The sequence below is a fragment of the Achromobacter animicus genome, assembly GCF_902859585.1.
In the GTDB taxonomy this organism is placed as follows: domain Bacteria; phylum Pseudomonadota; class Gammaproteobacteria; order Burkholderiales; family Burkholderiaceae_B; genus Achromobacter; species Achromobacter animicus.
On record NZ_CADIJM010000003.1, the window covers coordinates 310,786 to 332,449 of the forward strand.

Genomic DNA, 21,664 nt, shown 5'->3' on the forward strand with positions numbered 1-21,664 from the left:
GTCGCCCTGTAAGGTGTTCCGAGTGTACAGGCGGCGGTCGCCGGTTTCATGCAACGGAGATGGCGCTTTTCATTCCTTTTGTGTCCGGCCCGGGCCGGTTTGCTACATCGCCTCGATGCGCGGGTAAAGATCGCGGTTTTCGCGCTGCATGCGCTCGTGGACGCGGCGCAGCACGGTGTTGGCGTCGTCCCGGAAACCGCGCTCGTCCAGTTCCAGGTTGCGCGCGTTGTTCCAGCGCTTGGCAAAGCCTTCATAGGCGGCGGCGATGGCGTCCATCTCTTCCTGGAATTCCCGCCCCTTGCGCGCCAGTTCGGCGTCGGCGCTGCGCGCCACGGCCGGGTACAGCGCCCGGTCCTCGACCGCCAGATGCAGCTTGATGGTGGCGCTCATGGCCACGATGCCCTGGGCGATTTCGGCCGCGTTGCGGGCCACGCCCGCCAGGGCCAGCCTGCGCAGCGTCGCGATCCCTTCCAGGATATCCACGTGCTGCTGCTTGAATTTGTCGATGTTCATACAAACCTTCCCTGCTGATGCCGCGGGGCCGGCGGGCCCCGCCCTTCCTTGCCGCGCCCGTCAGGCCGGCGCGCGCGCGCCTGCGTTTTCAAAGAGGATGTTGTTCTCCAGGTGGATGTGCGCCATCAGGTCTTCCTTGAACTGCCGGATGCCCAGGTACAGCGCGCGCCAGGTATTGCAGGCGGCGCGCGGCAGCGTCACGTTGTTTGTCAGCGCCATCAGGCGTTCGAGCGCGACGCCGTGGTCGTCGTGTTCCATGCGCATCACCATGATCGGCATGGTCGCCATGGCGCCGTGACCGCGGGCCAGCATGGGGAATAGCACCTGTTCCTCTTTCTGCATGTGGCTTTCCAGTTCCTGCTGCATGGTGCGCAGGTGGTCGGCCAGGCCGGCCGGGCAGTCCGGGCTGTCGGCATGCACCTGTTCAACCTTCAGGGCCAGACGGATGAGTTCCGGAAATTGCTGGCGATGCACCTCGTGGTAGCGCGCCAGGATGTGGTCGACCAGTTCTGCCGGCGAAGCCAGCCCCCAGTCGGTTTCGTGTTGCGGATTCTGCGCCAGGGCCTCCAGACGGGCCTCGATCTGCGCTGGGTCCAGCGAACGCTGGGCCGCCGCCTCGGCCAGGCTCTTCTTGCCGCCACAGCAGAAGTCCAGATCGAACTCGTGAAACACCTGCGTGGCGCCGGGAATGCTGCGGGCCAACTGGCCCAGGGATTGCTCAACCATGCTCATCGCGTCTCTCCAAAGATCATTGCGGTGCTTCTCTACTTGCGAAATCCGTGCCAGGAAAAACTTGCGATTTATCAACCACCTGCGATTTAAAGGGTAGATATCACCCTTCAACAGGAGGGTTCTATTCACCTTGCAACGGTAGAATTCACCCCATGCAAAATCTCCTGCTCGCGGACCTGGTCGCCGACCTGCCGCCCGCCATCCGGCTTCAGCGACTGGTCTCCAGCCTTCGCACCCATTTCCGTTGCGGCGCGGTCGCGCTCTTGCAGCTTGAAGAGGACCATCTGCGCCCCATCGCGGTGGACGGCCTGACCCAGGACGCGCTGGGCCGCCGCTTCGCCGTGCAGCAGCATCCGCGGCTGGCGGCCATCCTGGGACGGCGCGGCGTCACCTGCTTTCACCACGACAGCACGTTGCCGGATCCCTACGATGGACTCATCAATGGCATGGCGGGCGAACCGCTGCCGGTGCACGACTGCATGGGCACCAGCCTGCACATCGAGGGCAAGACCTGGGGCGTGCTGACGCTGGACGCGCTGGAGGTCGGCACGTTCGACATGGAGGCGCAGGCCGACCTGCGCGATTACATCGTGCTGCTCGAAGCGGCGCTCCGCACCACGCGCCTTGAAGCCGAGATCCGTGCCCTGCGCGTGGCGCGCGGGCAGGCGCCGGCGGACAGCGCCGCTCCGGCCAGCAGCGACATCCTGGGCCAAAGCGAATCCATCGGCCGGCTGCTGCACGAGATCGAAGTCGTGGCCGATTCAGAGCTGCCCATCCTGCTGCTGGGCGAGACTGGCGTGGGCAAGGAGCTGTTCGCGCATCGCGTGCACGGGTTGTCGCGCCGCCGCGACCGGCCGCTGGTGCATGTGAACTGCGCCGCGCTGCCCGAATCGCTGGCCGAAAGCGAGCTGTTTGGCCACGCCAAGGGCGCATTCTCCGGCGCCGTCGCTGACCGCCCCGGCCGCTTCGAAGCCGCCAATGGCGGCACCCTGTTCCTGGACGAAGTCGGCGAACTGCCGCTGCTGGTGCAGGCCAAGCTGCTGCGCACCCTGCAGAACGGCGAGATCCAGCGGCTGGGCGACGACCGCCCGCGCACCGTGGACGTGCGTATCGTGGCGGCCACCAACCGCAGCCTGCGCGACCTGGTGCGCGCGGGCGACTTCCGCGCCGACCTCTATCATCGGCTGTCGGTCTATCCCATTCCCATCCCGCCCCTGCGCGACCGCGGCAACGACATCCTGCTGCTGGCCGGACGCTATCTGGAACTGAACCGCGCGCGGCTCGGTCTGCGCAGCCTGCGGCTATCGCCCGAGGCCGAGGAAATGATGCGGCGCTACCGCTGGCCGGGCAACGTGCGCGAACTGGAACACGTCATCAGCCGCGCCGCCATCAAGGCCGTCAGCCACGGCGCCAGCCGCAACGAAATTGTCACGCTGGGGGCCAAGCTGCTGGATTTGTCCGATGGCGACATGCCCGCGTCGCTGGAGGATGATGCGGCCGAGGCGCCCGATGCAAGCGCACCCTTGCAATCGCTGCGGGACGCGGTGGACGCCTGCCAGCGTCAGGTCATCCGGCGCGCGCTGGATGTCAATCAGGGCAACTGGGCGGTGGCGGCGCGGGCGCTGGATGTGGATCCGAGCAACCTGCATAAGTTGGCAAGACGGCTGGGACTGAAAGCCTGAGGCGGTTCACCGGAATGTTGTGCTGCAGCCGGTATGCCGATCAGAAATTCGTGAAACCAGCGCTACCCAAAATGAAATGGGCCGCCTCGCGTAACGCGGGCGGCCCGGTCTGGCTATTGCGCCGATCATGGGCAACGATTCGCGCTGCCCGGCGGCGCGCATCGCGCCGTCAATCTACCCGGGAATGCGCATCCACCATCAGGCGGCCGTGCGTGATCGCGGCATCGACCGCCATGCCGGGCGTGGCGACGAACCCGCCGGACACGAAAAGCGGCACGGGATGCAGCTCGCCGAGCCGGTCCCGATCACCCGCCAATTCCACGGCCACGGTTGCGGTAAAGGCCGGACGGCGCGCATTGCCGACCGGAACCCGGGACACGCTCGCCGTCAGCCGATAACCCTTGTAGACCATATTGTTATGAAACATGGGACCTCCAATATCTGACCGAAAGGCCTCGCGGCCACCGGTCACAATGCGCGGATCTGCGTTGCGTGCGGACCCTTGGCGCCTTGCGCGGTCACGTAGCTGACGCGCTGATTCTCAACGAGCACCTTGTGACCGTCACTGACGATCTCCGAGAAGTGCGCAAACAGATCCTTGCCGCCGTCCTCGGGCATGATGAAGCCAAAACCTTTGGCATCGTTGAACCACTTCACAATTCCGGTTTCCATTGACGCTTTCCTTTAAATGCGGGCAAACCCGCGAAATGAGGCCAGTCAAGGAAAGGATCGCGAACAATTAGGCGCCCCGCGGAGGGTGCAAGACCGGACGAAAATCACGATGCTCGAAAAGACTCCAGGTCACTATGGGCGGCGTGCGGGGGGAAGTCAACGCGCTTTGTGCTTAATGAGTAACCAATCCACTCAGCGCGCAAGCCGGCTGACAAAAGCGCGTATGCTGGCCGCTTGGTGCTTGAACGCGCGTCGCCTCGCCGTATCGCCATATGAGGAACAACTCGTGGTCATTCAGCGCCAACCCCGGCCGCCAGCCCCCCGCCCCGTCGATCTTCCCGCGATAACGGCGGGCGCTGCGTGAGCGTTTTCAGCAGATCCATCGCCCGATTCGCCAATGCGTGCATCAAGCGCCTTCCTTCGAAGCCACGGCCGCCCGGAGGCCATGGCGACATCCGGCGCGATCCCCGGAGCACCCCGGGTTGCGACCCCGGGTGCGATCCCTATCCCATTCACGCCGCCATTTCGTCGCCATGGCGCATTTACCGCATTTATGCCCGCCCCGGCCATCTGCTACTGCGCAACGAGCAAGGCCACATCCTGAATTTGGGCGTTATGAAAGGCGCTGAACCCAATCTGCGTTACCGGCTGTTCGCGCGCGACCTGCAGGGCCGGGGATTCGCCACGCGAACGCAATTGCTGGACGACATTGCGCGGCGTATCGAAGCGGGCGAAGTCAACCAGGAGTTGCGGACCCTGCCCGCATGGGACAGGCCGCTTGGCGCGGATCTGGACCGCGGCACGCACACGGACGTGTCGACGAAGCTGTCACGATAGCGCGGGCCCGGCACAGCGCCCCTGGGTCCGGCCGCGGCCTGCGCCTCCGGTCCGCGGCAAGCGATGCCATCGGATATCCTCCCCGCTCGATCAATTCTGGACCGGCCGATGAAAACCGCCACCGAGATTCTTGACGCCTATGAGCGCCTGGGCTGGAAGAACAACGACCCCATGGCGCAAATGCTGCAATTGCGGCGGGATGCGCCCGCCGCGTTGGCCGATCTGGTCCTGCAGGCACTGGACAGGCCGATCAAGCACGCCACCGTCATTGACGCCGCGCTCGACCTGATGGACGACGCGGCCTACGTGGCCACGGTTGGCGAAGTCTGGCGGCGCGGCGCCGATTCCGAACTGGCGCGCGCGGTCCTGGATTCCGCAGCGGTCCAGCACCCTGAAGCCTTTGCCCGAGACTGGGAGCGGCTGCTGACCGCCGTGCAGGACGACGACGGCGGTCCGGAATACGCGGCCGATCTCGCATGGCGCGCCCTGGACGACGCCACGCTGCTCGACTGGCTGCACCGGCTGGACGACGACCTCGCCGAAGGCAGTCCAGGACGCGCGCGCGCCGTCGCGTTGCTGCGGTCGCGCCGGCCGCAGACGGTATACGCGGCCTGGCGTCGCCTGTTTCCCGAGGCCGACGCCCCCGATGCCGCATCGTGGTTGCAGCAAGCGGGCTATGCGGAACACGGAGGGGGCTTGCGCGCGTTGCACGGCGAACAGCCGCTGCACATCGGTTTTAGCGCTGCGCAAAGAAAATCCATGCTGGCGCAACAGCCGGCATGGCGGCGCGAGATGCAGCGCGCGCATCCCACCTGGAACCCCGAATCAACGGACCGCGCGCAAGCGCGCATGGGCGGCACGTCGGCAAACCGCTGCGGCCTGTGCCACGGCCCCTTGCACCGGCTGCTGGCGATTCAGGATGCCGCCGCAGCAGGCATCGATAATCACAGCGCCATCGAATTCGCGACCTGCCTGTCGTGCCAGGGTTGGGAAACCGACGGCGCCCTTTTCTTTCGCCACGCCGAGGACGGCGCGCCGCTTATGCACCCCAGCCAGCAGCGCGACGCCCCCTTGAAGCCGGACTTCGTCGCGATTCCGCTGCTGGAAGCCGGCGTGACGCTGTTCAAGGCGCCGGCGCGCTGGCATTGGCAGGACTGGGGCGAGTCCAATGGCCGCCAGAACCTCAGCCGGGTCGGCGGCGCACCGAGCTGGGTGCAATCCGCCGACTACCCGGCGTGTCCCGACTGCGGCGAGGACATGCCTCTGGCCATGCAGTTGGACTCCGGCCTGCCGCAAGAGGACGGTGGTGAATGGCTGTGGGGCAGCGGCGGCTGCAACTACACCTTCTGGTGCGCCGCCTGCCGCGTCAGCGGGCACCTCTGGCAGTGCACCTGACGCGCGCTCGGCAACTGCATTCCGCATTAGGGCCGTCAGCCCTTGGGCATTTCGCGCTTCAAGCAGGCATTGACCACATCGGTCACGCCCTTGCTCAGCCTTTCGCTGTCCGGCGTGGCGCTCTTGGTCGCCAGCAGCTGATCCAACTGCTTGAATTCCTCGTAGGGCACGGACTTCTGCAAGCCGTCGACCATGCAATTGCAATAACTGGCGGCCTTCGCGTCGACTTCCGGCGACGCCTGGACCCTGGATTTAAAACCGGCGACGCACGAGCTGTAGGTCTCGCGCTGGACCTCGGGCGGATAGGCGTCTTTCTTGCCGCACGCGGCAAGCGCCGCCAGCGACAGCAGCCCCACGCCCGCCGCAACCCGCAATGACGTTCCAGCCATGAACCCCGCTCCTGATGATTTGAAAGCGGACCATTGTGGCACAGCCGAAAACCGCCGTTGCGCCAGTCGCCGTGCTCAGGCCATGCCCGCTGCGCAATCCAGAATGGCGCGCCGGAATTCATGCATCAGCGGCGACCAGGCGGTCCCCTGCCGGGAAATCAGCGCAATGGCGCGCGGCAGCGGCCGGCCAAGCGCCACCGGTAGCGCGACGACGTCCGCCCCAGTCTCAAGCGCGCTTTGCGGCAGCAGCGCCAGCAGATCCGTCTGCGCCAGCAGCTCGAGCGTGCCCTTGGAAAAGTGCTCGACCTCCAGCGCCGCGGCGGGCAACGGCAGGCTGCTTTCCGCGTACCGCGAATCCAGGGCCTTGCGGGCAATCGAGGAAGGCTTGGGCAGAATCCACCGCAGGTCCGCCAGATCGCGCAATGCCAGTTTGCGGCGCGTGGCCAGCGGATGGTGGCGGCTGGCCGCCACGCAAAGGCGGTCTTCCATGATCGGTTCATGGTGCAGGGTCGAAGGCACGTCCGCATAGATGGGCGTCACGGCCAGGTCCAGCTTGCCGCTGGCGACCTGCTCGTTCAGGTCATCCGATAACCCCTGCGTCAATTGCACCCGCAACGCCGGTCGGCGCGGCAGCAGGTGCCGCATCGCGGGCATCGCCACGCTGTCGACGGTCGCGCCCGTTACCCCCACGCGCAGCAATCCCGCCTGGCCCACCCGCAATTCCGCCGCGTGGCGCATGGCGTCCCGGTACTCGGCCCAAAGCCGTTTGGCATGCTCCAGGAACACCAGCCCGGCGGACGTCAGGCGCAGTCCACGGCCGCTGCGGTCCAGCAACGCCAGCCCCGTATCAGCCTCCAGCCGCTGCAGCGATTTCGACAATGCCGGCTGGCTGACGCCGAACGACGCCGCGGCGCGTTCCAGGTTGCCGTACTCGACGGCGGCAAGGAAATACTCAATATCCCGCAGCGACAGATTCATAACCAAAGTTCATTCATTTACGTACTTTCGGGAATATAACGGCGACCTCGCCCTCCTAGAATCCTGGGATCAACCCGAGCATTCACCGAGGCGAGAGCACAATGGAACACAAGCCGAACATCGTCTTGATCGTGGCCGACAATCTGGGATGGGGAGAACTTGGCTGTTACGGCGGCGGCGCCCTGCGCGGCGCACCCACCCCGAACATCGACCGCCTGGCCACCGAGGGCCTGCTGCTGCAGAACTTCAACGTGGAAAGCGACTGCGTGCCCACGCGCTCGGCGCTGATGAGCGGGCGTCACCCCATCCGCACGGGCTGCCTGCAATCCGTCCCGCCCGGCCTGCCGCAAGGGCTTACGCGCGACGAGATCACGCTGGCGCAACAACTGTCGGGCCAGGGCTACGCCACCGCGCATTTCGGCAAATGGCATCTGGGCGACATCCCCGGCCGGTATCCCAGCGACCGGGGTTTTGACGAGTGGTACGGCATCCCGCGCACCACCGACGAAAGCCAGTTCACGTCGTCGATCGGCTTCGATCCCACGGTGGCGGACATTCCGCACATCATGCAAGGCGAAGCCGGCGGGCCGTCGGAGAACGTCAAGGTCTACGATCTGGACACGCGGCGCGGCATCGACGCCGAACTGGTGGACCGGTCCATCGGATTCATGCGCAAGCATGCCGAGGCGGCGCGCCCGTTCTTCCTGTATCTGCCGCTGGTGCATCTGCACTTTCCCACCCTGCCGCACCCCGACTTTGCCGGGCGCACGGGCGCGGGCGACTTCGCGGACTCCATGGTCGAAATGGACCATCGCGTCGGCCAGATCGTGCAGGCCGTAGACGAGCTGAACCTGCGCGAGGACACCGTGTTCATCTTCTGCAGCGACAACGGTCCCGAATACCGCAAGCCGTACCGCGGCACGGCGGGTCCCTGGAGCGGCACCTACCATACCGCCATGGAAGGCAGCCTGCGCGTGCCCTTCATCATCCGCTGGCCCGGCCGCGTACAGCCGGGTCAGGTGTCCAACGAGATGGTCCACGTGACCGATCTGTACACGACGCTGTCCCGCATCGGCGGCGCCGACATTCCGCGGGACCGGCCCATCGACGGCATCGACCAGACCGACTTCTTTACCGGAGCCAGCGCGAAATCCCTGCGTGAGGGATTCCTGTTCTACATCAAGGGCGACCTGCGCGCCGTGAAATGGCGCGACTGGAAGCTGCACTTCTACTGGGAGCCCGAGGTCAACGAGGGCAAGGGCAAACTGGAATCCCCGTACCTGTTCAATCTGCTACAGGACCCCAAGGAGGAGAGCGACATTCTCATCTTCAATACGTGGGTGCTCGGCCCCATCCTGAAAATGGTGCAGGCGTTCAACCAGTCGTGCGCCGAACATCCGAACACGCCGCCCGGCAAGCGGGATCCCGGCTGAGCGAAAGACGAATCACCGATAGCAGAAATCAAGGGGAAAACATGAAATTCGCTATCCAATGCTGCGCGATGCTTCTAAGCATCGCCATGCCCGCCGCGGCCGCCACGGCGGCCGACAGCAATACTCAATGGCCGGCCAAACAGATCACGTGGGTGGTGGGCTTCGTGCCCGGCGGCACGGCGGACGTGCTGACCCGCATCGCGGCGCAGGAGCTGGCGCGCCAGACCGGCCTGAACGTCATCGTGGAGAACCGTCCCGGGGCCTCGGGTGCGATCGCCCTTCAACTGGTCGCGCGCAGCAAGGCCGCCGACGGCTATCTGCTCACCGTGCCGGGACCGCTCATCTACCCGACGCCGCAACCCGACATCGGCCGCGAGCTGGCCCCCGTGATGCTGATGGCGCAGGGCCCCATGGTCATCGTGGGCCCTGCCCGCAACGCCAAGAACAGCCTGCAGGACGTGCTGGCCGATGCCCGCCGCCAACCCGAAGCCTGGAGCTATGGCAGCTCGGGCAACGGCACGTCGCAGAACCTGGCGGGCGAGTTGCTGAATCAATACGCCGGCACCCGCATCGTGCATGTGCCGTACAAGGGCGGCGGCCAGGCGGTGGCGGACGTTGCCGGCGGACAGATTCCGCTGGCCATCCTGGGATCCGCGCCGGTCATGCCGCAGATCAAGTCCGGCGCACTGAAGGCTTACGCCGTGACCACGCCCTATCGCCTGGACAGCCTGCCCGACTTGCCCACGGTGGAAGAATCAGGATTCAAAGGCTACGCCGCGACGCAATGGTTTTCGGTGGCGGCCAGCAATGCCATCACGAGCGACCAGCTTGAACCCATCAACGCCGCGCTGCGCGCCGCCGTCGCCACGCCCGCGTTCAAGGCGGCGGTCGACAACGCCGGCATGCTGGCCGGCGGCGGTTCGCGGGAAGACCTGCTGAAATTCATCCAGGCGGACAACGCCAAATGGAAGGCCCTGATCGACAGCGGCGCGGTGAAGCTGGCGAATTGAGCGGCGTGGCGCCTGAATGCGCTAAGGTGTCGGCCTGCCACAATCCGCAGCGCTTCAACCTTATCCGCCGCTCACCATGACGCCACCTCTTTCCTCCGCCCACCCCGTCGCCATCGATCCTGATCAGGTGGGCGAATACCCCGCCATGACCAAATCGGGCGGCGGCTATTTCTACGACGACGTCCTGGAATATCGCGTGTGGGTGCACCCGCATGCGGGCGGCGAAGACCTGCATGAGGGCGACGATTACTACTACGCCTTTGACACCTTCGAAGACGCCGCGGCGTTTTCGCAAGACACGCCGGGCGCGGAACAACCATTGGTGCTGGTGCGGCAGCTGGAGTCCATCAACGAGCCTACGCCGGGCGTCTTTGAACACCACACCGCAGAACGCATCACCGAATGGCGCGTGGAATGGCTGGCCGACAGCAAGCGCACCGCGACCTCCATCGCCGACTTCCTGAAAAGCCGCAGCGTCTGACCTGCGCGGGCCTGACGCCTCGGCATCAGCTCATGTACACGCCACCGTTGATGGCGTAGTTGGCGCCGGTGACAAACGCGGCCTCGTCAGACGCCAGCCACACGCACAACCCGGCCAGGTCCTGCGCGGTGCCCAGCCTGCCCACCGGCACGCTTTCCACGATGCGGTCCAGCAGCGCCGGCGGGAACGCGCGGACCGTGTCGTCGGCGATGAAGCCCGGCGACACCAGGTTCACCGTCACGCCGCGCGCCGCCACTTCCTGCGCGAGCGAGCGCGTGAAACCAATGACTGCACCCTTGGCGGTCGCAAAGTTGATCTGGCCGATCTGGCCTTTCTCGGCTGCCACCGATCCGATGTTGATGATGCGCCCCCAGCCGCGGTCCGCCATGCTGTCGACGACCTGCTTGGTGCTGTTGAAGAGCGTATCCAGATTGCTGCGCAGGACGGCCGACCAGTCGGCGTGGCTCATCTGCCGAAAACGCATGTCCAGCATGGAGCCGGCGTTGTTGACCAGCACGTCGATCTGGCCGACTTCGCGCCGGACCTTGGCAAAGGCCGCCTCGGTCGACGCCCAGTCGGTGGCGTCGCCTTCCGAGGCGATGAAGTCGTAACCCAGCGACTTCTGTTCCTTCAGCCAGTGGTCCTTGCGGGACGAGCGCGGACCGCAGCCGGCGACCACGCGATGGCCGGCGCGATGCAGCGCCTGGCAGATCGCGGTGCCGGTGTGGCCCATGCCGCTGGTGACGTAAGCGATGCGCAAAGCCATGGTGCTTCCTTTCAAAGTCATGCGGCTGGCGCCGCGGGGAATCAGGCGGCCGCGCCCACCAGGGGGAACAGGCCGAACGCCAGGGCGGCCGCCAGCATCACCATGCAGACCATCGTGGCCCACTTCAGCGCATAACGCTGGTGGTCGCCGAACTCCACGCCGGCCAGGCCGACGAGCAAGTAGGTGGACGGCACGAGCGGGCTGAGCAGGTGGACGGGCTGGCCGATCAGCGAGGCGCGCGCCATCTCGACGGGCGTGATGCCGTAGCCTTGCGCGGCTTCGCTCAGGATGGGCAGCACGCCGAAGTAGAAGGCGTCGTTCGACATGAAGAACGTGAACGGCAGGCTGACCAGCGCGGTGATGCCCGCCAGATACGGTCCCAGCGCGTCGGGAATGACGGCGAGCAGGCTGCGCGACATGGCTTCGACCATGCCGGTGCCGGACAGGATGCCGGTGAAGATGCCCGCCGCGAAGATCAGCGACACCACCGACAGCACGTTGCCGGCATGCTGCGCCACGCGGCGGCGCTGCTCGGCCAGGTTCGGGTAGTTGATGATCAGCGCGATGGCGAAGGCGATCATGAACAGCACGGGCAGCGGCAGCACGCCCAGCACCAGGCTCACCATCAGCGCCAGCGTCAGGCCGGCGTTCACCCACAGCAGCTTGGGGCGGCGCAGGTCGTGGTCGACCTCGATCTCGGGCAGGTTCTTCGGACCATCTTCGTCGTAGCCCGCATGCAGCGACGCGCCCTCCGGCAGCGCCAGCACGCCCAGACGGCGGCGCTCGCGCAGGCCCAGGAAGAACGCCAGGATCAGGATCGCCACGATGGACACGCCCATCACCGGCACCAGCGGCACGAAGATGTCGCCCGCGTCCACGTGCAGGGCGCTGGCGGCGCGCGCCGTGGGTCCGCCCCACGGCGTGAGATTCATGACGCCGCTGGCCAGCATCGCCAGGCAGGTCATGGACAGCGCGTTCATCTTCAGGCGGCGGTACAGCGGCAGCATCGACGCCACCACGATCATGTAGGTGGTGGACCCGTCGCCGTCCAGCGAGATCACCAGCGCCAGCACGGTCGTGCCCACCACGATCTTCAGCGGATCGCCCTTCACCGCGCGCAGGATGCGGCCGACGATGGGGTCAAACAGGCCCGCGTCGATCATCACGCCGAAGTACAGGATGGCGAACATCAGCATCACGCCGGTCGGCGCGATCTTGCGGATGCCGTCCAGCATCATCTTGTCGATGCCCGCGCCAAAACCGCCCAGCAGCGCAAAGATAATGGGGACAAGGATGAGGGCGACAAGCGGCGACAGGCGCTTGGTCATGATCAGCGTCATGAACGTGATCACCATGCCGAAGCCAAGCAGGGTCAGAAGCATGAGGGTTATCTCCAGCTAGTCGTTGTTATGTGTGCCTGCCTCCGGCTGGGGAAGCGGGTACGCAAGACTAGGAAGAAAAGCTGTCTGGAACCTGTCGTTTTTGTTGGCCGCGGAGACGCATTCGCGGCATGGGGGCCCTTTTCCCGCCGGGCCGCCCCAAGGGAAAAGCGCCCCCCCGGGGGGCATCTAGCGTGCGAAGCGCGCGCGGCGTGGGGGCTGTCCATCATGCGACAATCGCCGCATGCGCATCCTGGTAATCGAAGACGATGAGGATTTGTCCGACGCACTTGTGCGCCGGCTGCGCCGTCTCGGCCATGCCGTCGACAGCCAGAACGACGGGCTGAACGCCGACGGCGTGCTGCAGTACGAGACCTTCGATCTCGTCATCCTGGACATCGGCCTGCCGCGCATGTCGGGCTTTGACATCCTGCACCGGCTGCGCGATCGCGGCAGCAAGACGCCCGTCCTGGCGCTGACCGCGCGCATCGACATCGAAGACCGCGTGCACGCCCTGGATACCGGCGCGGACGACTACCTGGCCAAGCCCTTCGATTTCCGTGAACTGGAAGCCCGCTGCCGCGCGCTGCTGCGCCGTCCCAGCCCGCAAGCCACCGGCACCCTGCGGTTTGGCGACCTAGTCATCGACAGCGCGGCGCGGCAGGTCACGCTGGCCGGCCGGCGCATCGACCTGCCCAAGCGCGAATTCAGCCTGCTTGAAATTTTGCTGGCCGGCATGAACCGCGCCGTCAGCAAGTCGGAGATCGCAAACAAGCTGTTCGCGTTTGACGACGACGCCGCGCCCAACGCCATCGAGGTCTACATCGCCCGGCTGCGCCGCAAGCTGGAAGGCTCGCCGCTGCGCATCGAGACGCAGCGCGGCACCGGCTACCTGCTGACCGCAGCCGACGGCGCGGACGGCGAGCCCTCGGCCCCGCCGCTTCCGTAGCGGCCCGCCACGCCATGAACCGGCCGCGTTCCGAGCTGCCCCGCCGCATTTCCGTGCGCCGCCGGCTGCTGACCGTGCTCGGCGCGCTGTTCGCGGTGGGACTGGGCGCGATCTACCTGCTGGTGCGCGGCTATGCGCACCAGACCGCCGACACCACCTACGACCAACTGCTGCGCGCGTCCGTGCTGTCCATGGCCGACAGCCTGCAGCTCGTGCAGGGCGAGTGGCAGATGGACATGCCCTACGCGGCGCTGGCGTTGCTGGAGCAGGCGCCGCGCGACCGGGTGTTCTACCGGGTGGCCTCGGCGCGCGGTGCGCTGATCTCCGGATACGGCGACCTGCCCGCACCGCCCGCGCGAGGCAGCGGCGACGCCAGCACGCCGCAGCTTTACGCCGCCGAATACCAGGGCGAACCGGTGCGCGTCGCCTGGATGGAACGCAAGGTAGCCGGTCCGCAAGAGACCGAGACCGCGATCATCCAGGTCGCCCAGACGCGCGAGGCGCGCAACGCGCTGGCCGACCGCATCCTGTGGCAAGGCACGCTGGCGTTAATCGGTTTTACCGCCGCCGCGCTGGCGCTGGCGTATTGGGGATTGCAGCGGTCGCTGTCGCCCATTCAGCGGGTCGAGCGCGAACTGGCCGGCCGCACCGCATCGGACCTGCATCCCATCGCTGCGCCGGTGCCCGAGGAACTGGACATGCTGGTTCACTCGCTGGATGGCTTCATGGGCCGGCTGTCGGAAAACCTGGACACCCTGCGCCTGTTCATCGCCGAGGCCGCGCACCAGCTACGCACCCCGCTGGCCGCGCTGCACGCGCAGATGGAGCTTGCACTGGACGAGGACGATCCAGCCGAGCAGCGGCGCAGCCTGCTGGCCGTGCTGCGCAACGCCGAAAAGCTGTCGCGCCTGGTCAACCAGCTGCTCAGCGACGCCAGCGTCATCCACCGCAGCAATGTCCGGCAGTTCCAGCCGGTCGACGTGGCCGAGCTGCTGAGCCAGGCCGTGTACGACACCGTCCCGCAGGCGGACCCGCAGCCTGATGTCCGGCTGCATCTGCCGTCCGCCAACGGCGGCAATCCGCCGCGCGTCATGGGCGACAACCTGATGCTGCGCGAGGCCTTCAAGAACCTCATCGACAACGCCTTGCGGCACGGTGCCAATGACGATGGCCACATCGACGTGCGGCTGGATCCGCACGACGGTGGCTGGCGCGTCACGGTGTCCGATCAGGGGCCGGGGATTCCGCCGGCCCTGGCCAACACGGCCTTCGAACGGTTTGCGCGCGGCCCCAATCCCCGCTCGCCAGGCGCCGGCCTGGGTCTGTCCATCATCAAGCGCGTCGTCGACATCCACGGCGGCACGCTCAGCCTGAGCAACCGCGTGGGCGGCGGGCTGGACGCCGTCATCACGTTGCCCGCAACCGCTTTGCCCGCGAAAGCCGATCATGCGTGACGCCCGCTCCATCCTGCGCGGCCTGGCCGCGATCGCCGCGCTGACGCTGTCCGCGATCAGCCACGCCGCCGAAGTGAGCGGCAGCGGTCTCACGCTGGGACCGGCCGGCAGCAGCAACGTGCTGGTCGTTCACGCGTCCAACAGCGTGCAGGTGTTTCGCGGCGTGCTGGAAGACTTCAGCAGGTTGAACCCATCTGTCCGGCTGGAATACACCGAGCTGTCGACGCAGGATCTCTACAGCGACACCGTGGCCCGCGCAGCCACAGCGCCCGGCGTCCCGTCAGGGCCGGACATCGTCATCAGCAGCGCCATGGACCTGCAGACCAAGCTGGTCAACGACGGCTACGCGCGCGTGCACATATCGCCGCAGACGCGCGCCCTGCCCGGCTGGGCCAACTGGCGCGATGAGGTCTTCAGCATCGGCACCGACCCCATCGTGATGGTCTACAACACGCGCAAGCTTGATGCCGCACGCGTGCCGCACACCCGCCGCGAACTGCTGTCGCTGCTGCAGGCGCCCGACCAGCCGCTCGCCGGCCGCATCTCCACCTACGACGTGCAGGGCAGCGGCATCGGCTATCTGGCGGCTACGCAGGACACGCGGCTGGACAGCATGGCGGGCGCGCTGCTTGGCGCCTTCGGCCGCAACGGCGTGTCCATCCACGAGTCCACCGAACACGCGCTGGACAAGCTGGAAAGCGGCGACGTCACGCTGGCCTACAACCTGCTGGAGTCCTATACCCGGCACCGCATCGACAACGGCGCGCCGCTCGCCATCATCTACCCGCAGGACTACACGCTGATGCTGTCGCGCTCGGCCATCATTCCGAAGCAAGCGCCGCGCGGCGACCTGGGCGCGCTGTTCCTGGACTATCTGCTGTCGGCGCGCGGGCAGGATGCGCTGGCACGCGAGTCCGGCATGCGGCCGGTCAGCGCATCGGTCGTGCCCGCAGCCGGCGTGCGGCCCGTGGCATTGGGCGTCGGCCTGCTGGTGTATCTGGACCCGCTGAAAAAGCGCCACTTCCTGGACCTGTGGCGCGCGGCGATCTTTCCGCCGCTTTAAGGCCGCACGCACTCTGCGCCTAGCGCAGCGCCACGCTCATGCCGCCGTCGGCCATCACCACCGCGCCGACGATATAGCTGGCTTTGTCGGATGCCAGGAACGCAATCACCTCCGCGATCTCGCGCGGCTCGGCCGCGCGCCGGATCGGCGCGTTCTTGCCGTGCTCGGCCAGGAAGCCCGGACCGTCCGCATGGATGTGGTTGGTGATGTTGGTGACCACGTCGCCCGACCCCACGGCGTTCACCCGGATGCCGTGCTCGATGGCCTCCAGCGACAACGCGCGCGTCAGCTGCGCCAGCGCGCCTTTGGACGCCGCGTAGGCCGCAATGGTCGGAAAGGCCTGGTAGCAGGCGTACGAGCCGACGTTGACGATCGCGCCACGGCCCGCCGGCACCATCACGCGCATCGCTTCACGGGAAAACAGGAAGGCGCCCGTGGCGTTCACGGCAAGAATGCCTTCCCAGTCGTCCAGCGTCATGTCGATCACCGGCTTGTTGATGATGACGCCCGCGTTGTTCACCAGGATGTCCAGCCTGCCGAAGCGGTCCATCGCGGTCTTGACCGCCTTTTCGGCGCTGTCTTCCCGCGAGATATCGGCCACCAGGGGCTCGACGCCGGGCCGCGCCAGCGCGCGCACGGCTTCGTCCCGGTCCACCGCCACGACGCGGGCGCCCTGCGCGTGCAGGAGTTCCAGGGTGGCCAGGCCGATGCCGCTGGCGGCGCCGGTCACGATGGCCGTCCGGCCGGAAAAGGGTTGGTCTGAAGCGGGTTGGTCAGAAATAGTCGTTGCCGTCATGGTTCGATTCCTTAGGGTTGCAGGTTCAATGCGGGCTGGCCGTCGGGCGCACCACCACTTCGCTGACGTCCACGTCGTCAGGCTGTTCGATGGCGTAGGCAATGGCGCGGGCGATGGCGTCCGGGTGCAGGGCCACGCGGCGGAACGACTGCATCGCCACGCGCGCGGTGTCGTCGGTAATCGTGTCGGCCAGCTCCGATTCAACGACGCCGGGGCAGACCACCGTCACGCGAATCTTGTTGGTCTCCTGGCGCAAGCCGTCCGAGATCGCGCGAACCGCAAACTTGGTCGCGCAGTACACCGCCGCCGTCGGCGACACGGCGAGCCCGCCGATGGAAGACACGTTGATCACCTGTCCGTGTCCCTGGCGCTCCATGCCCGGCAACACGGCGGCGATGCCGTGCAGCACGCCGCGGATGTTCACGTCGATCATCCGGTCCCACTCGTCCACCTTCAGAGAATTCAGCGGCGACAGCGGCATCACGCCCGCGTTGTTGACGATCACGTCCACCTGCCCGTAGGCCGCCTCGGCGCCGCGCACGAAGTCCCGCATGTCCTCGGCCGACGTGACGTCCAGCGCGCGAAACGCTGCCGTACCGCCGTTTGCCCGAATCTCTTGCACCAGTGTTTCCAGCCGGTCCGTGCGGCGCGCCCCGACGTACACGCGGTGGCCCTGCGCGGCCAGCAGCCGCGCCGTCGCCTCGCCGATGCCGCTGCTGGCGCCGGTGATCAGCACCACTTTGGATTGCCGCTTCTGTGTTGCAGTCATGGTCATTTCTCCAAGTCGTTGACGTGACTGAAATGCTAAGGATTGCGGCCCCGCGCGCGAATACCTGCGTCTATCGCACCCTTGCCCATTCCTATTGCGCACCCTGTTCCGCCCCGATGGACGCCGGTAGAATGTCCACCACCGGAACCGAACCACGGATGCCCCATGACGCTGCCGTCCAATCCGCTGTCGCGCGAAATGATTGCCCTCATCGACCGCCTGGCGCCCAACGAGGGCTACAGCCTGTCCGCGCTGGACGGCGTGCGCTTCATGCGCTCGGACCGGCCGCTGGGCCGAACGCCGGTGCTTTACGAGCCCGGCATCGTCATCGTGTGCCAGGGCCGCAAGCTTGGCTTTCTGGGCGACGAGACCTACGTCTACGACGCGCAGCACTTTCTGGTGCTGTCCGTGCCCCTGCCCTTTTCCACGGAGACGCAGGCCAGCAAGGAAGAGCCCATGCTCGCGGTGTCCATCCGGATGGATCTGGCGACCGTGGCCGATCTGGTGGTGGCGATCGATAACCGCTCGGGCGAAGGTCCCGAAGCCGCAGCGGGCGCCCACAACGGCGACGCGCCGCTCGGCATCGCCTCGACCCCCCTGTCCCCTGAACTGGCCGACGCCACCGTGCGCCTCTTGCGCGCGCTGTGCCATCCGCTCGATGCCGAGATCCTCGGCCCGGCGCTGGTGCGCGAAATTTGCTTTCGCGTCCTGAGCGGCGAGCAAGGCGGCGCCTTGCGCGCCGCCCTCGCGCATCCGGGCCGCTTCGGCCGCGTTGCCCGCGCGCTGCGCCGCATCCATACGGACTATTCCCAGCCGCTGGACGTGACGCACCTGGCGCAGGAAGCCGGCATGAGCGTCCCCGCGTTTCACGTCAATTTCAAGGCGGTGACGCAGACCTCGCCCATTCAGTACATCAAGTCCACGCGGCTGCATCAGGCCCGGCTCATGATGATCCGCGACGGCCTGACCGCCGCGTCGGCCTCGGCCCGCGTCGGCTACGAAAGCGCATCGCAATTCAGCCGCGAGTTCAAGCGATTCTTTGGCCGCACGCCTGTGGAGGAAGTGCGCGATATGAAGGCGTCGTTCGCGCTGTCGCCCGCGGCCGCCATCGGCGATTTCGCGTCCCGGCACTGACGCGGGCGCGGCGCCTCATCGTGTAGCATTCGGCGCACCTGTTGCCACCCTCACGAATCACGATGTCCCACGAGTCCCGCGCCATTGGCCTGCATCACAAGACCGCCCAGCAGATCCAGGATGAAACGCTTGCCGCCATCCATGGCTGGTTCGACAAGCTGGAAGCGCGCGACGACATCGACGCGATCGTGGCCCGCACACCGCTGCAGGCCGGCATCCACAGCGAGATCCTGCTGGAGTACGAGCCCTCGCGCATCATGTTCGACGTCATGCCCAGCTGGGAGCCCGACGACGAAGACGGCCTGCGCGCCGAAGGCCGTAACGGCCCGCTCAGTCCCGATGCCGTCCACGAATCGCTGGCGCCCGTGCTGCGCGAGGCCGTGCTTGAACGCATCGCCCGGCTTGCCGGCAAACCGCACCTGGACCACCACTTCCGCTTTCGCGCGCAGTTCCCCACCACCGAGGGCCGGCTGCGCCTGACGCTGGTGGACCACACCGACGAGGCCAAGCAGCAAGGCCTGCGCGAACGCGTCGCGCAATACGTAGACCAGGAAGTGCTGAACGGCGCCCAACCCACAGGCCGCCTGCACATCAGCCTGCTGTGCCGCCATCTGCTGAACGAACGCCTGTTTCCCAAGTTCGATTACCCCTGGCTGATTGCCGTCTTCACGCGCGTGCTGGCGCTGAACGCGGGCCAGGAGTCGCTGGCCGAGCAGCGGGGCTCCATCATCCACGCGCTGCGCCGCTGGTCCGAGGAACAGTATCTGCCGCGTTATTTCGACGTGTCGCAGAACGCCTTCCGCACGAACACCTACAAGCTCAAGCCCGGCGCAACGCTGGATGCCAACGACCGCGGCATCGACCTGCTGCTGTATGCGGCAACGCTGATCCTGCGCTTTGAACCCGGCTATGCGCGGCCGCTCGGCCTGACCTTTCTGGAACTGGCGCGCGATGTCGGCAGCGCGCGCGCCGAAACCATGCTGGCCAGCGGCAGCGGCGCCATTCCCGCCGATTGCACGCGCCTGGCGACCGACACCGTCACCTGCGCCGCCAACGACGTACTGGCCACCGTGTCCATTGCGATCCGGCAGGAGTCGCCGGCGGCCTACTGCCTGGCGCTGGACTTCCTCGCCAGCCTGTTGCGCGCGGGCTTTCCGGCCGGCTACCGCATCGAACTGAAAAGCCGTGCACGCCACTACCTGCCCATCAAGGGCCTGGCCAAGTCCGACACGCATCGCTTTTTTGCCAACGCCGCGCAGTATCCCGAGGCGCACGATGCGCTGGCGCGCTATGCGCACGCCGCCATCCAGCCCTACGAGTGGTATTCGGATGCGGAGGCAGAAAAGGCCTGCCTGTCCGGCACGTATGCGGCGTTTGCGCTGGGTCTGGCCGACGCCAGCCACTTTGCGCTGCTGCGCCACTACATGGATCTGGTGGACGACGAACATCAGTCAGTGCAGGACCGCTACACCACCGTGTTCCTCGAACAGCATGGGCTGACGCCGCAGACCCTTGCCACCGTCGTGGCATGCCTGTCCGTCTGCACCGACGGCTTCAAACCGCCCGCGGGGTTCACGATTGAAGATGCGCCATTGCTTGCGCTGCTGGCTGACGCACTGGCCGCACTGCCCGAGCACCTGAGGGCGCATGTGCGCGAACGGCTGTTCGGATCCGACAAGAAGCTGGCGGCACTGGCGCGCAAGGCGGACGAACCGAAAAAGGCGCTGCTGCTGCAACTGCTGGCGCAATAAGCGCGGCGGTGTCAGGCGGCGATATGCAGGGGTTTCGCGCCAGTTGAATTTTCCTGGTATCGCCGCATCAACACGCCATTTTCCTTGCGGGAAAGCACAGCAAAATCATCATCGCCCGCAAATTTGCGACGATAATCTGCGCTGGGCCCGCCGCTATCCCTGTACGCTCCCTGCGACGCGCTCTCCGCTTTGATCCGCAGCAGCGGTGCGCCGCCATGTCTTGCCGGCCGGCGCCACCTACCACCATCTGTGACACGTAGCAGCGATTACGTTTGAACCAGAGTTGGAGGCTCGCCATGCCCGATCATCGAATCGCATTGCGCCGCGCCGTCGAGGCCGTCGACCACCTGACCGACCCCGAACCGCCGTGGCGCGACATCCTGGGCACCGCCCGCGATCTTGTCGGGGCCGACAGCGGCGCGCTCATCGTGTTCGACGCCAGGAACAAGCTGCTGACCCTGACCGCCATCGGCTTTTCCGACGCGTGCGTCTCGGATTACCAGGAGCACTACTGCAACTGCGACATCGTTGAGCAGGAGGGGCGCAATGCCCCCGCCGGCACCTGGCTGGACACCACGCGGATGTACGAACCCGCGCAGTTGCAGCGCACCGAGTTCTATGCGGACTTCATGGCCCGGCATCGCATGGCGCAGGTGCTGTCGCTCATCATCGAATCGAACACCGTGCTGCACGCCGCGATCGGCTTTCAGCGTTCGTCCATCGACGCGAAGGCCAGCGACCGGCTGCAATCCGGCGACTACGCCCGCTACTTCCGCGCGCTGCGCCACCACTTGTCGCAACGCGAGCGCAACCGCGCAATCGGATGGAAGTCGCTGGAAAGCGCGTTTTCCGATGTCAACGAAGCCGTGCTGCTGATCAGCGTGGATTGCATCGTCGACAAACTGTCGCCGTTGGCCGTGGGCTTCCTGGACGACGTCAACGGCTGGACGCTGCACGGCCGCCGGCTGCGCCATGCGGACGCCAAGGTGCAGCGGCTGTTGGATGCGCACTGTGCCGCCGTCGCGCGTGACGGCCAGATGCGGTCGATGGCCACGGCTTCGGGTTGGGGCGAGCTGTTCTGGGTCGACATCAGCGCCGCGCCGCCTGCGCTCAGCCTCATCGGCGGCCGGATGCTGCTGATGCGAATGCGCAAGAAGAGCGCGTTCGCGATGCCGGACGTCACCAAGCTCCAATCGGTGTTCTCCATCACGCATGCCGAAGCCGCGGTGCTGGCCGGACTGGCCGCCGGTCACAGCGTCGAGGAAGTGGCCACGCTGCGCCACGCCTCGGTCCTGACGGTGCGCAAGCAGGTGGCGTCTCTGCTGACCAAGATGGAGTGCAGCCGCCAATCCGAACTGGTCCGCCTGGCGTCGTTGTTGTAGGCCTGTGCGCCGCTTGGTGTACTCAGATTTGAGTATGCGGCCTGCACCCATGCGGCTCTACGATGAGCACGAAGGCATGAGACCCGGGCCTCCAAGCGC

Annotated in this window: 22 protein-coding genes; 12 read left to right on the forward strand and 10 right to left on the reverse strand. The window is 66.5% G+C overall.

Annotated features, from left to right (window positions below; genetic code table 11):
- Positions 1-102 precede the first annotated feature (102 nt).
- Together HV681_RS10540 and ytfE are read right to left on the reverse strand one after the other, a co-directional pair.
- On the reverse strand, positions 103-513 hold the full coding sequence (locus tag HV681_RS10540; protein WP_175123037.1) for a hemerythrin domain-containing protein: 411 nt from the start codon (positions 511-513) through the stop codon (positions 103-105).
- A 60-nt stretch (positions 514-573) separates the two neighbouring features.
- A complete protein-coding gene (gene ytfE, locus HV681_RS10545; RefSeq protein WP_175123038.1) occupies positions 574-1,245 on the reverse strand; it encodes an iron-sulfur cluster repair protein YtfE in 672 nt (223 codons plus the stop codon).
- 152 nt (positions 1,246-1,397) lie between these two features.
- On the opposite strand from ytfE, the gene norR reads away from it, so the two are divergent.
- Complete coding sequence (norR, locus tag HV681_RS10550; RefSeq protein ID WP_175123039.1) at positions 1,398-2,927, forward strand: nitric oxide reductase transcriptional regulator NorR; 1,530 nt, start codon at positions 1,398-1,400, stop codon at positions 2,925-2,927.
- A gap of 169 nt (positions 2,928-3,096) precedes the next feature.
- Here norR and HV681_RS10555 read toward each other — a convergent pair whose 3' ends face one another.
- Both HV681_RS10555 and HV681_RS10560 read right to left on the reverse strand, forming a co-directional pair.
- On the reverse strand, positions 3,097-3,354 hold the full coding sequence (locus HV681_RS10555) for a hypothetical protein (RefSeq protein ID WP_175123040.1): 258 nt from the start codon (positions 3,352-3,354) through the stop codon (positions 3,097-3,099).
- 41 nt (positions 3,355-3,395) lie between these two features.
- A complete protein-coding gene (locus tag HV681_RS10560) occupies positions 3,396-3,599 on the reverse strand; it encodes a cold-shock protein (protein ID WP_129242965.1) in 204 nt (67 codons plus the stop codon).
- 360 nt (positions 3,600-3,959) lie between these two features.
- Here HV681_RS10560 and HV681_RS10565 point away from each other — a divergent pair, with 360 nt between their 5' ends.
- Positions 3,960-4,436, forward strand: coding sequence for a hypothetical protein (locus HV681_RS10565; protein ID WP_175123041.1), 477 nt, complete (start codon positions 3,960-3,962; stop codon positions 4,434-4,436).
- 108 nt (positions 4,437-4,544) lie between these two features.
- Positions 4,545-5,831, forward strand: coding sequence for a serine/threonine-protein kinase (locus tag HV681_RS10570; RefSeq protein ID WP_175123042.1), 1,287 nt, complete (start codon positions 4,545-4,547; stop codon positions 5,829-5,831).
- Positions 5,832-5,866: 35 nt separating this feature from the next.
- Here the strand turns inward: HV681_RS10570 and HV681_RS10575 are convergent, their stop codons facing one another.
- Positions 5,867-6,220: a hypothetical protein gene (locus HV681_RS10575; RefSeq protein WP_239213093.1), complete on the reverse strand. Its 354-nt coding sequence runs from the start codon at positions 6,218-6,220 to the stop codon at positions 5,867-5,869.
- 75 nt (positions 6,221-6,295) lie between these two features.
- Positions 6,296-7,198, reverse strand: a complete 903-nt coding sequence (locus HV681_RS10580; RefSeq protein WP_175123043.1) for a LysR family transcriptional regulator — start codon at positions 7,196-7,198, stop codon at positions 6,296-6,298.
- Positions 7,199-7,299: 101 nt separating this feature from the next.
- Between HV681_RS10580 and HV681_RS10585 the strand changes: the two genes are divergently transcribed.
- The 3 genes from HV681_RS10585 (at position 7,300) to HV681_RS10595 (ending at position 10,122) form a co-directional block, all read left to right on the forward strand.
- Positions 7,300-8,631 (forward strand): arylsulfatase, encoded by a 1,332-nt coding sequence (locus HV681_RS10585; protein ID WP_175123044.1) that lies wholly within the window; start codon positions 7,300-7,302, stop codon positions 8,629-8,631.
- Between the two features lie 41 nt (positions 8,632-8,672).
- A complete protein-coding gene (locus HV681_RS10590) occupies positions 8,673-9,641 on the forward strand; it encodes a tripartite tricarboxylate transporter substrate binding protein (RefSeq protein ID WP_175123045.1) in 969 nt (322 codons plus the stop codon).
- A gap of 76 nt (positions 9,642-9,717) precedes the next feature.
- Complete coding sequence (locus HV681_RS10595; protein ID WP_175123046.1) at positions 9,718-10,122, forward strand: GCN5 family acetyltransferase; 405 nt, start codon at positions 9,718-9,720, stop codon at positions 10,120-10,122.
- A gap of 25 nt (positions 10,123-10,147) precedes the next feature.
- Here the strand turns inward: HV681_RS10595 and HV681_RS10600 are convergent, their stop codons facing one another.
- Complete coding sequence (locus tag HV681_RS10600) at positions 10,148-10,888, reverse strand: SDR family oxidoreductase (RefSeq protein ID WP_175123047.1); 741 nt, start codon at positions 10,886-10,888, stop codon at positions 10,148-10,150.
- Positions 10,889-10,929: 41 nt separating this feature from the next.
- On the reverse strand, positions 10,930-12,270 hold the full coding sequence (locus HV681_RS10605; protein ID WP_175123048.1) for a CitMHS family transporter: 1,341 nt from the start codon (positions 12,268-12,270) through the stop codon (positions 10,930-10,932).
- A gap of 241 nt (positions 12,271-12,511) precedes the next feature.
- On the opposite strand from HV681_RS10605, the gene HV681_RS10610 reads away from it, so the two are divergent.
- Genes HV681_RS10610 through HV681_RS10620 form a run of 3 tightly spaced genes read left to right on the forward strand, consistent with a single transcriptional unit; the run spans position 12,512 to position 15,733 of the window.
- Entirely contained in the window at positions 12,512-13,216 is a 705-nt protein-coding gene (locus tag HV681_RS10610) for a response regulator transcription factor (RefSeq protein ID WP_175123049.1), read from the forward strand.
- Between the two features lie 14 nt (positions 13,217-13,230).
- On the forward strand, positions 13,231-14,670 hold the full coding sequence (locus tag HV681_RS10615) for a sensor histidine kinase (protein ID WP_175123050.1): 1,440 nt from the start codon (positions 13,231-13,233) through the stop codon (positions 14,668-14,670).
- The gene (locus HV681_RS10620) at positions 14,663-15,733 is read left to right on the forward strand and encodes an ABC transporter substrate-binding protein (RefSeq protein WP_175123051.1); all 1,071 of its coding nucleotides are present in this window, start codon (positions 14,663-14,665) and stop codon (positions 15,731-15,733) included. The genes HV681_RS10615 and HV681_RS10620 overlap by 8 nt, the downstream gene beginning before the upstream one ends.
- 19 nt (positions 15,734-15,752) lie before the next feature.
- Here HV681_RS10620 and HV681_RS10625 read toward each other — a convergent pair whose 3' ends face one another.
- Together HV681_RS10625 and HV681_RS10630 are read right to left on the reverse strand one after the other, a co-directional pair.
- On the reverse strand, positions 15,753-16,529 hold the full coding sequence (locus tag HV681_RS10625) for an SDR family NAD(P)-dependent oxidoreductase (RefSeq protein WP_175123052.1): 777 nt from the start codon (positions 16,527-16,529) through the stop codon (positions 15,753-15,755).
- A gap of 25 nt (positions 16,530-16,554) precedes the next feature.
- Positions 16,555-17,298 (reverse strand): SDR family oxidoreductase, encoded by a 744-nt coding sequence (locus HV681_RS10630; protein ID WP_175123053.1) that lies wholly within the window; start codon positions 17,296-17,298, stop codon positions 16,555-16,557.
- Positions 17,299-17,463: 165 nt separating this feature from the next.
- Here HV681_RS10630 and HV681_RS10635 point away from each other — a divergent pair, with 165 nt between their 5' ends.
- The 3 genes from HV681_RS10635 to HV681_RS10645 all read left to right on the forward strand — a co-directional run bounded on the left by HV681_RS10635 (position 17,464) and on the right by HV681_RS10645 (position 21,565).
- A complete protein-coding gene (locus HV681_RS10635) occupies positions 17,464-18,432 on the forward strand; it encodes an AraC family transcriptional regulator (RefSeq protein ID WP_175123054.1) in 969 nt (322 codons plus the stop codon).
- A 62-nt stretch (positions 18,433-18,494) separates the two neighbouring features.
- On the forward strand, positions 18,495-20,183 hold the full coding sequence (locus tag HV681_RS10640) for a DUF6138 family protein (protein WP_175123055.1): 1,689 nt from the start codon (positions 18,495-18,497) through the stop codon (positions 20,181-20,183).
- Between the two features lie 296 nt (positions 20,184-20,479).
- Positions 20,480-21,565 carry a LuxR C-terminal-related transcriptional regulator gene (locus HV681_RS10645; RefSeq protein ID WP_175123056.1) on the forward strand — a complete coding sequence of 362 codons (1,086 nt, stop codon included), beginning with the start codon at positions 20,480-20,482 and terminating at the stop codon, positions 21,563-21,565.
- The last annotated feature ends 99 nt before the right edge of the window (positions 21,566-21,664 follow it).

Coding starts and splice junctions, on each gene's coding strand:
- HV681_RS10540 (WP_175123037.1), bottom strand. CDS start 513: ATGAACATCGACAAATTCAAGCAGCAGCACGTGGATATCCTGGAAGGG.
- ytfE (WP_175123038.1), bottom strand. CDS start 1,245: ATGAGCATGGTTGAGCAATCCCTGGGCCAGTTGGCCCGCAGCATTCCC.
- norR (WP_175123039.1), top strand. CDS start 1,398: ATGCAAAATCTCCTGCTCGCGGACCTGGTCGCCGACCTGCCGCCCGCC.
- HV681_RS10555 (WP_175123040.1), bottom strand. CDS start 3,354: ATGTTTCATAACAATATGGTCTACAAGGGTTATCGGCTGACGGCGAGC.
- HV681_RS10560 (WP_129242965.1), bottom strand. CDS start 3,599: ATGGAAACCGGAATTGTGAAGTGGTTCAACGATGCCAAAGGTTTTGGC.
- HV681_RS10570 (WP_175123042.1), top strand. CDS start 4,545: ATGAAAACCGCCACCGAGATTCTTGACGCCTATGAGCGCCTGGGCTGG.
- HV681_RS10575 (WP_239213093.1), bottom strand. CDS start 6,220: ATGGCTGGAACGTCATTGCGGGTTGCGGCGGGCGTGGGGCTGCTGTCG.
- HV681_RS10580 (WP_175123043.1), bottom strand. CDS start 7,198: ATGAATCTGTCGCTGCGGGATATTGAGTATTTCCTTGCCGCCGTCGAG.
- HV681_RS10585 (WP_175123044.1), top strand. CDS start 7,300: ATGGAACACAAGCCGAACATCGTCTTGATCGTGGCCGACAATCTGGGA.
- HV681_RS10590 (WP_175123045.1), top strand. CDS start 8,673: ATGAAATTCGCTATCCAATGCTGCGCGATGCTTCTAAGCATCGCCATG.
- HV681_RS10595 (WP_175123046.1), top strand. CDS start 9,718: ATGACGCCACCTCTTTCCTCCGCCCACCCCGTCGCCATCGATCCTGAT.
- HV681_RS10600 (WP_175123047.1), bottom strand. CDS start 10,888: ATGGCTTTGCGCATCGCTTACGTCACCAGCGGCATGGGCCACACCGGC.
- HV681_RS10605 (WP_175123048.1), bottom strand. CDS start 12,270: ATGCTTCTGACCCTGCTTGGCTTCGGCATGGTGATCACGTTCATGACG.
- HV681_RS10610 (WP_175123049.1), top strand. CDS start 12,512: ATGCGCATCCTGGTAATCGAAGACGATGAGGATTTGTCCGACGCACTT.
- HV681_RS10615 (WP_175123050.1), top strand. CDS start 13,231: ATGAACCGGCCGCGTTCCGAGCTGCCCCGCCGCATTTCCGTGCGCCGC.
- HV681_RS10620 (WP_175123051.1), top strand. CDS start 14,663: ATGCGTGACGCCCGCTCCATCCTGCGCGGCCTGGCCGCGATCGCCGCG.
- HV681_RS10625 (WP_175123052.1), bottom strand. CDS start 16,529: ATGACGGCAACGACTATTTCTGACCAACCCGCTTCAGACCAACCCTTT.
- HV681_RS10630 (WP_175123053.1), bottom strand. CDS start 17,298: ATGACTGCAACACAGAAGCGGCAATCCAAAGTGGTGCTGATCACCGGC.
- HV681_RS10635 (WP_175123054.1), top strand. CDS start 17,464: ATGACGCTGCCGTCCAATCCGCTGTCGCGCGAAATGATTGCCCTCATC.
- HV681_RS10640 (WP_175123055.1), top strand. CDS start 18,495: ATGTCCCACGAGTCCCGCGCCATTGGCCTGCATCACAAGACCGCCCAG.
- HV681_RS10645 (WP_175123056.1), top strand. CDS start 20,480: ATGCCCGATCATCGAATCGCATTGCGCCGCGCCGTCGAGGCCGTCGAC.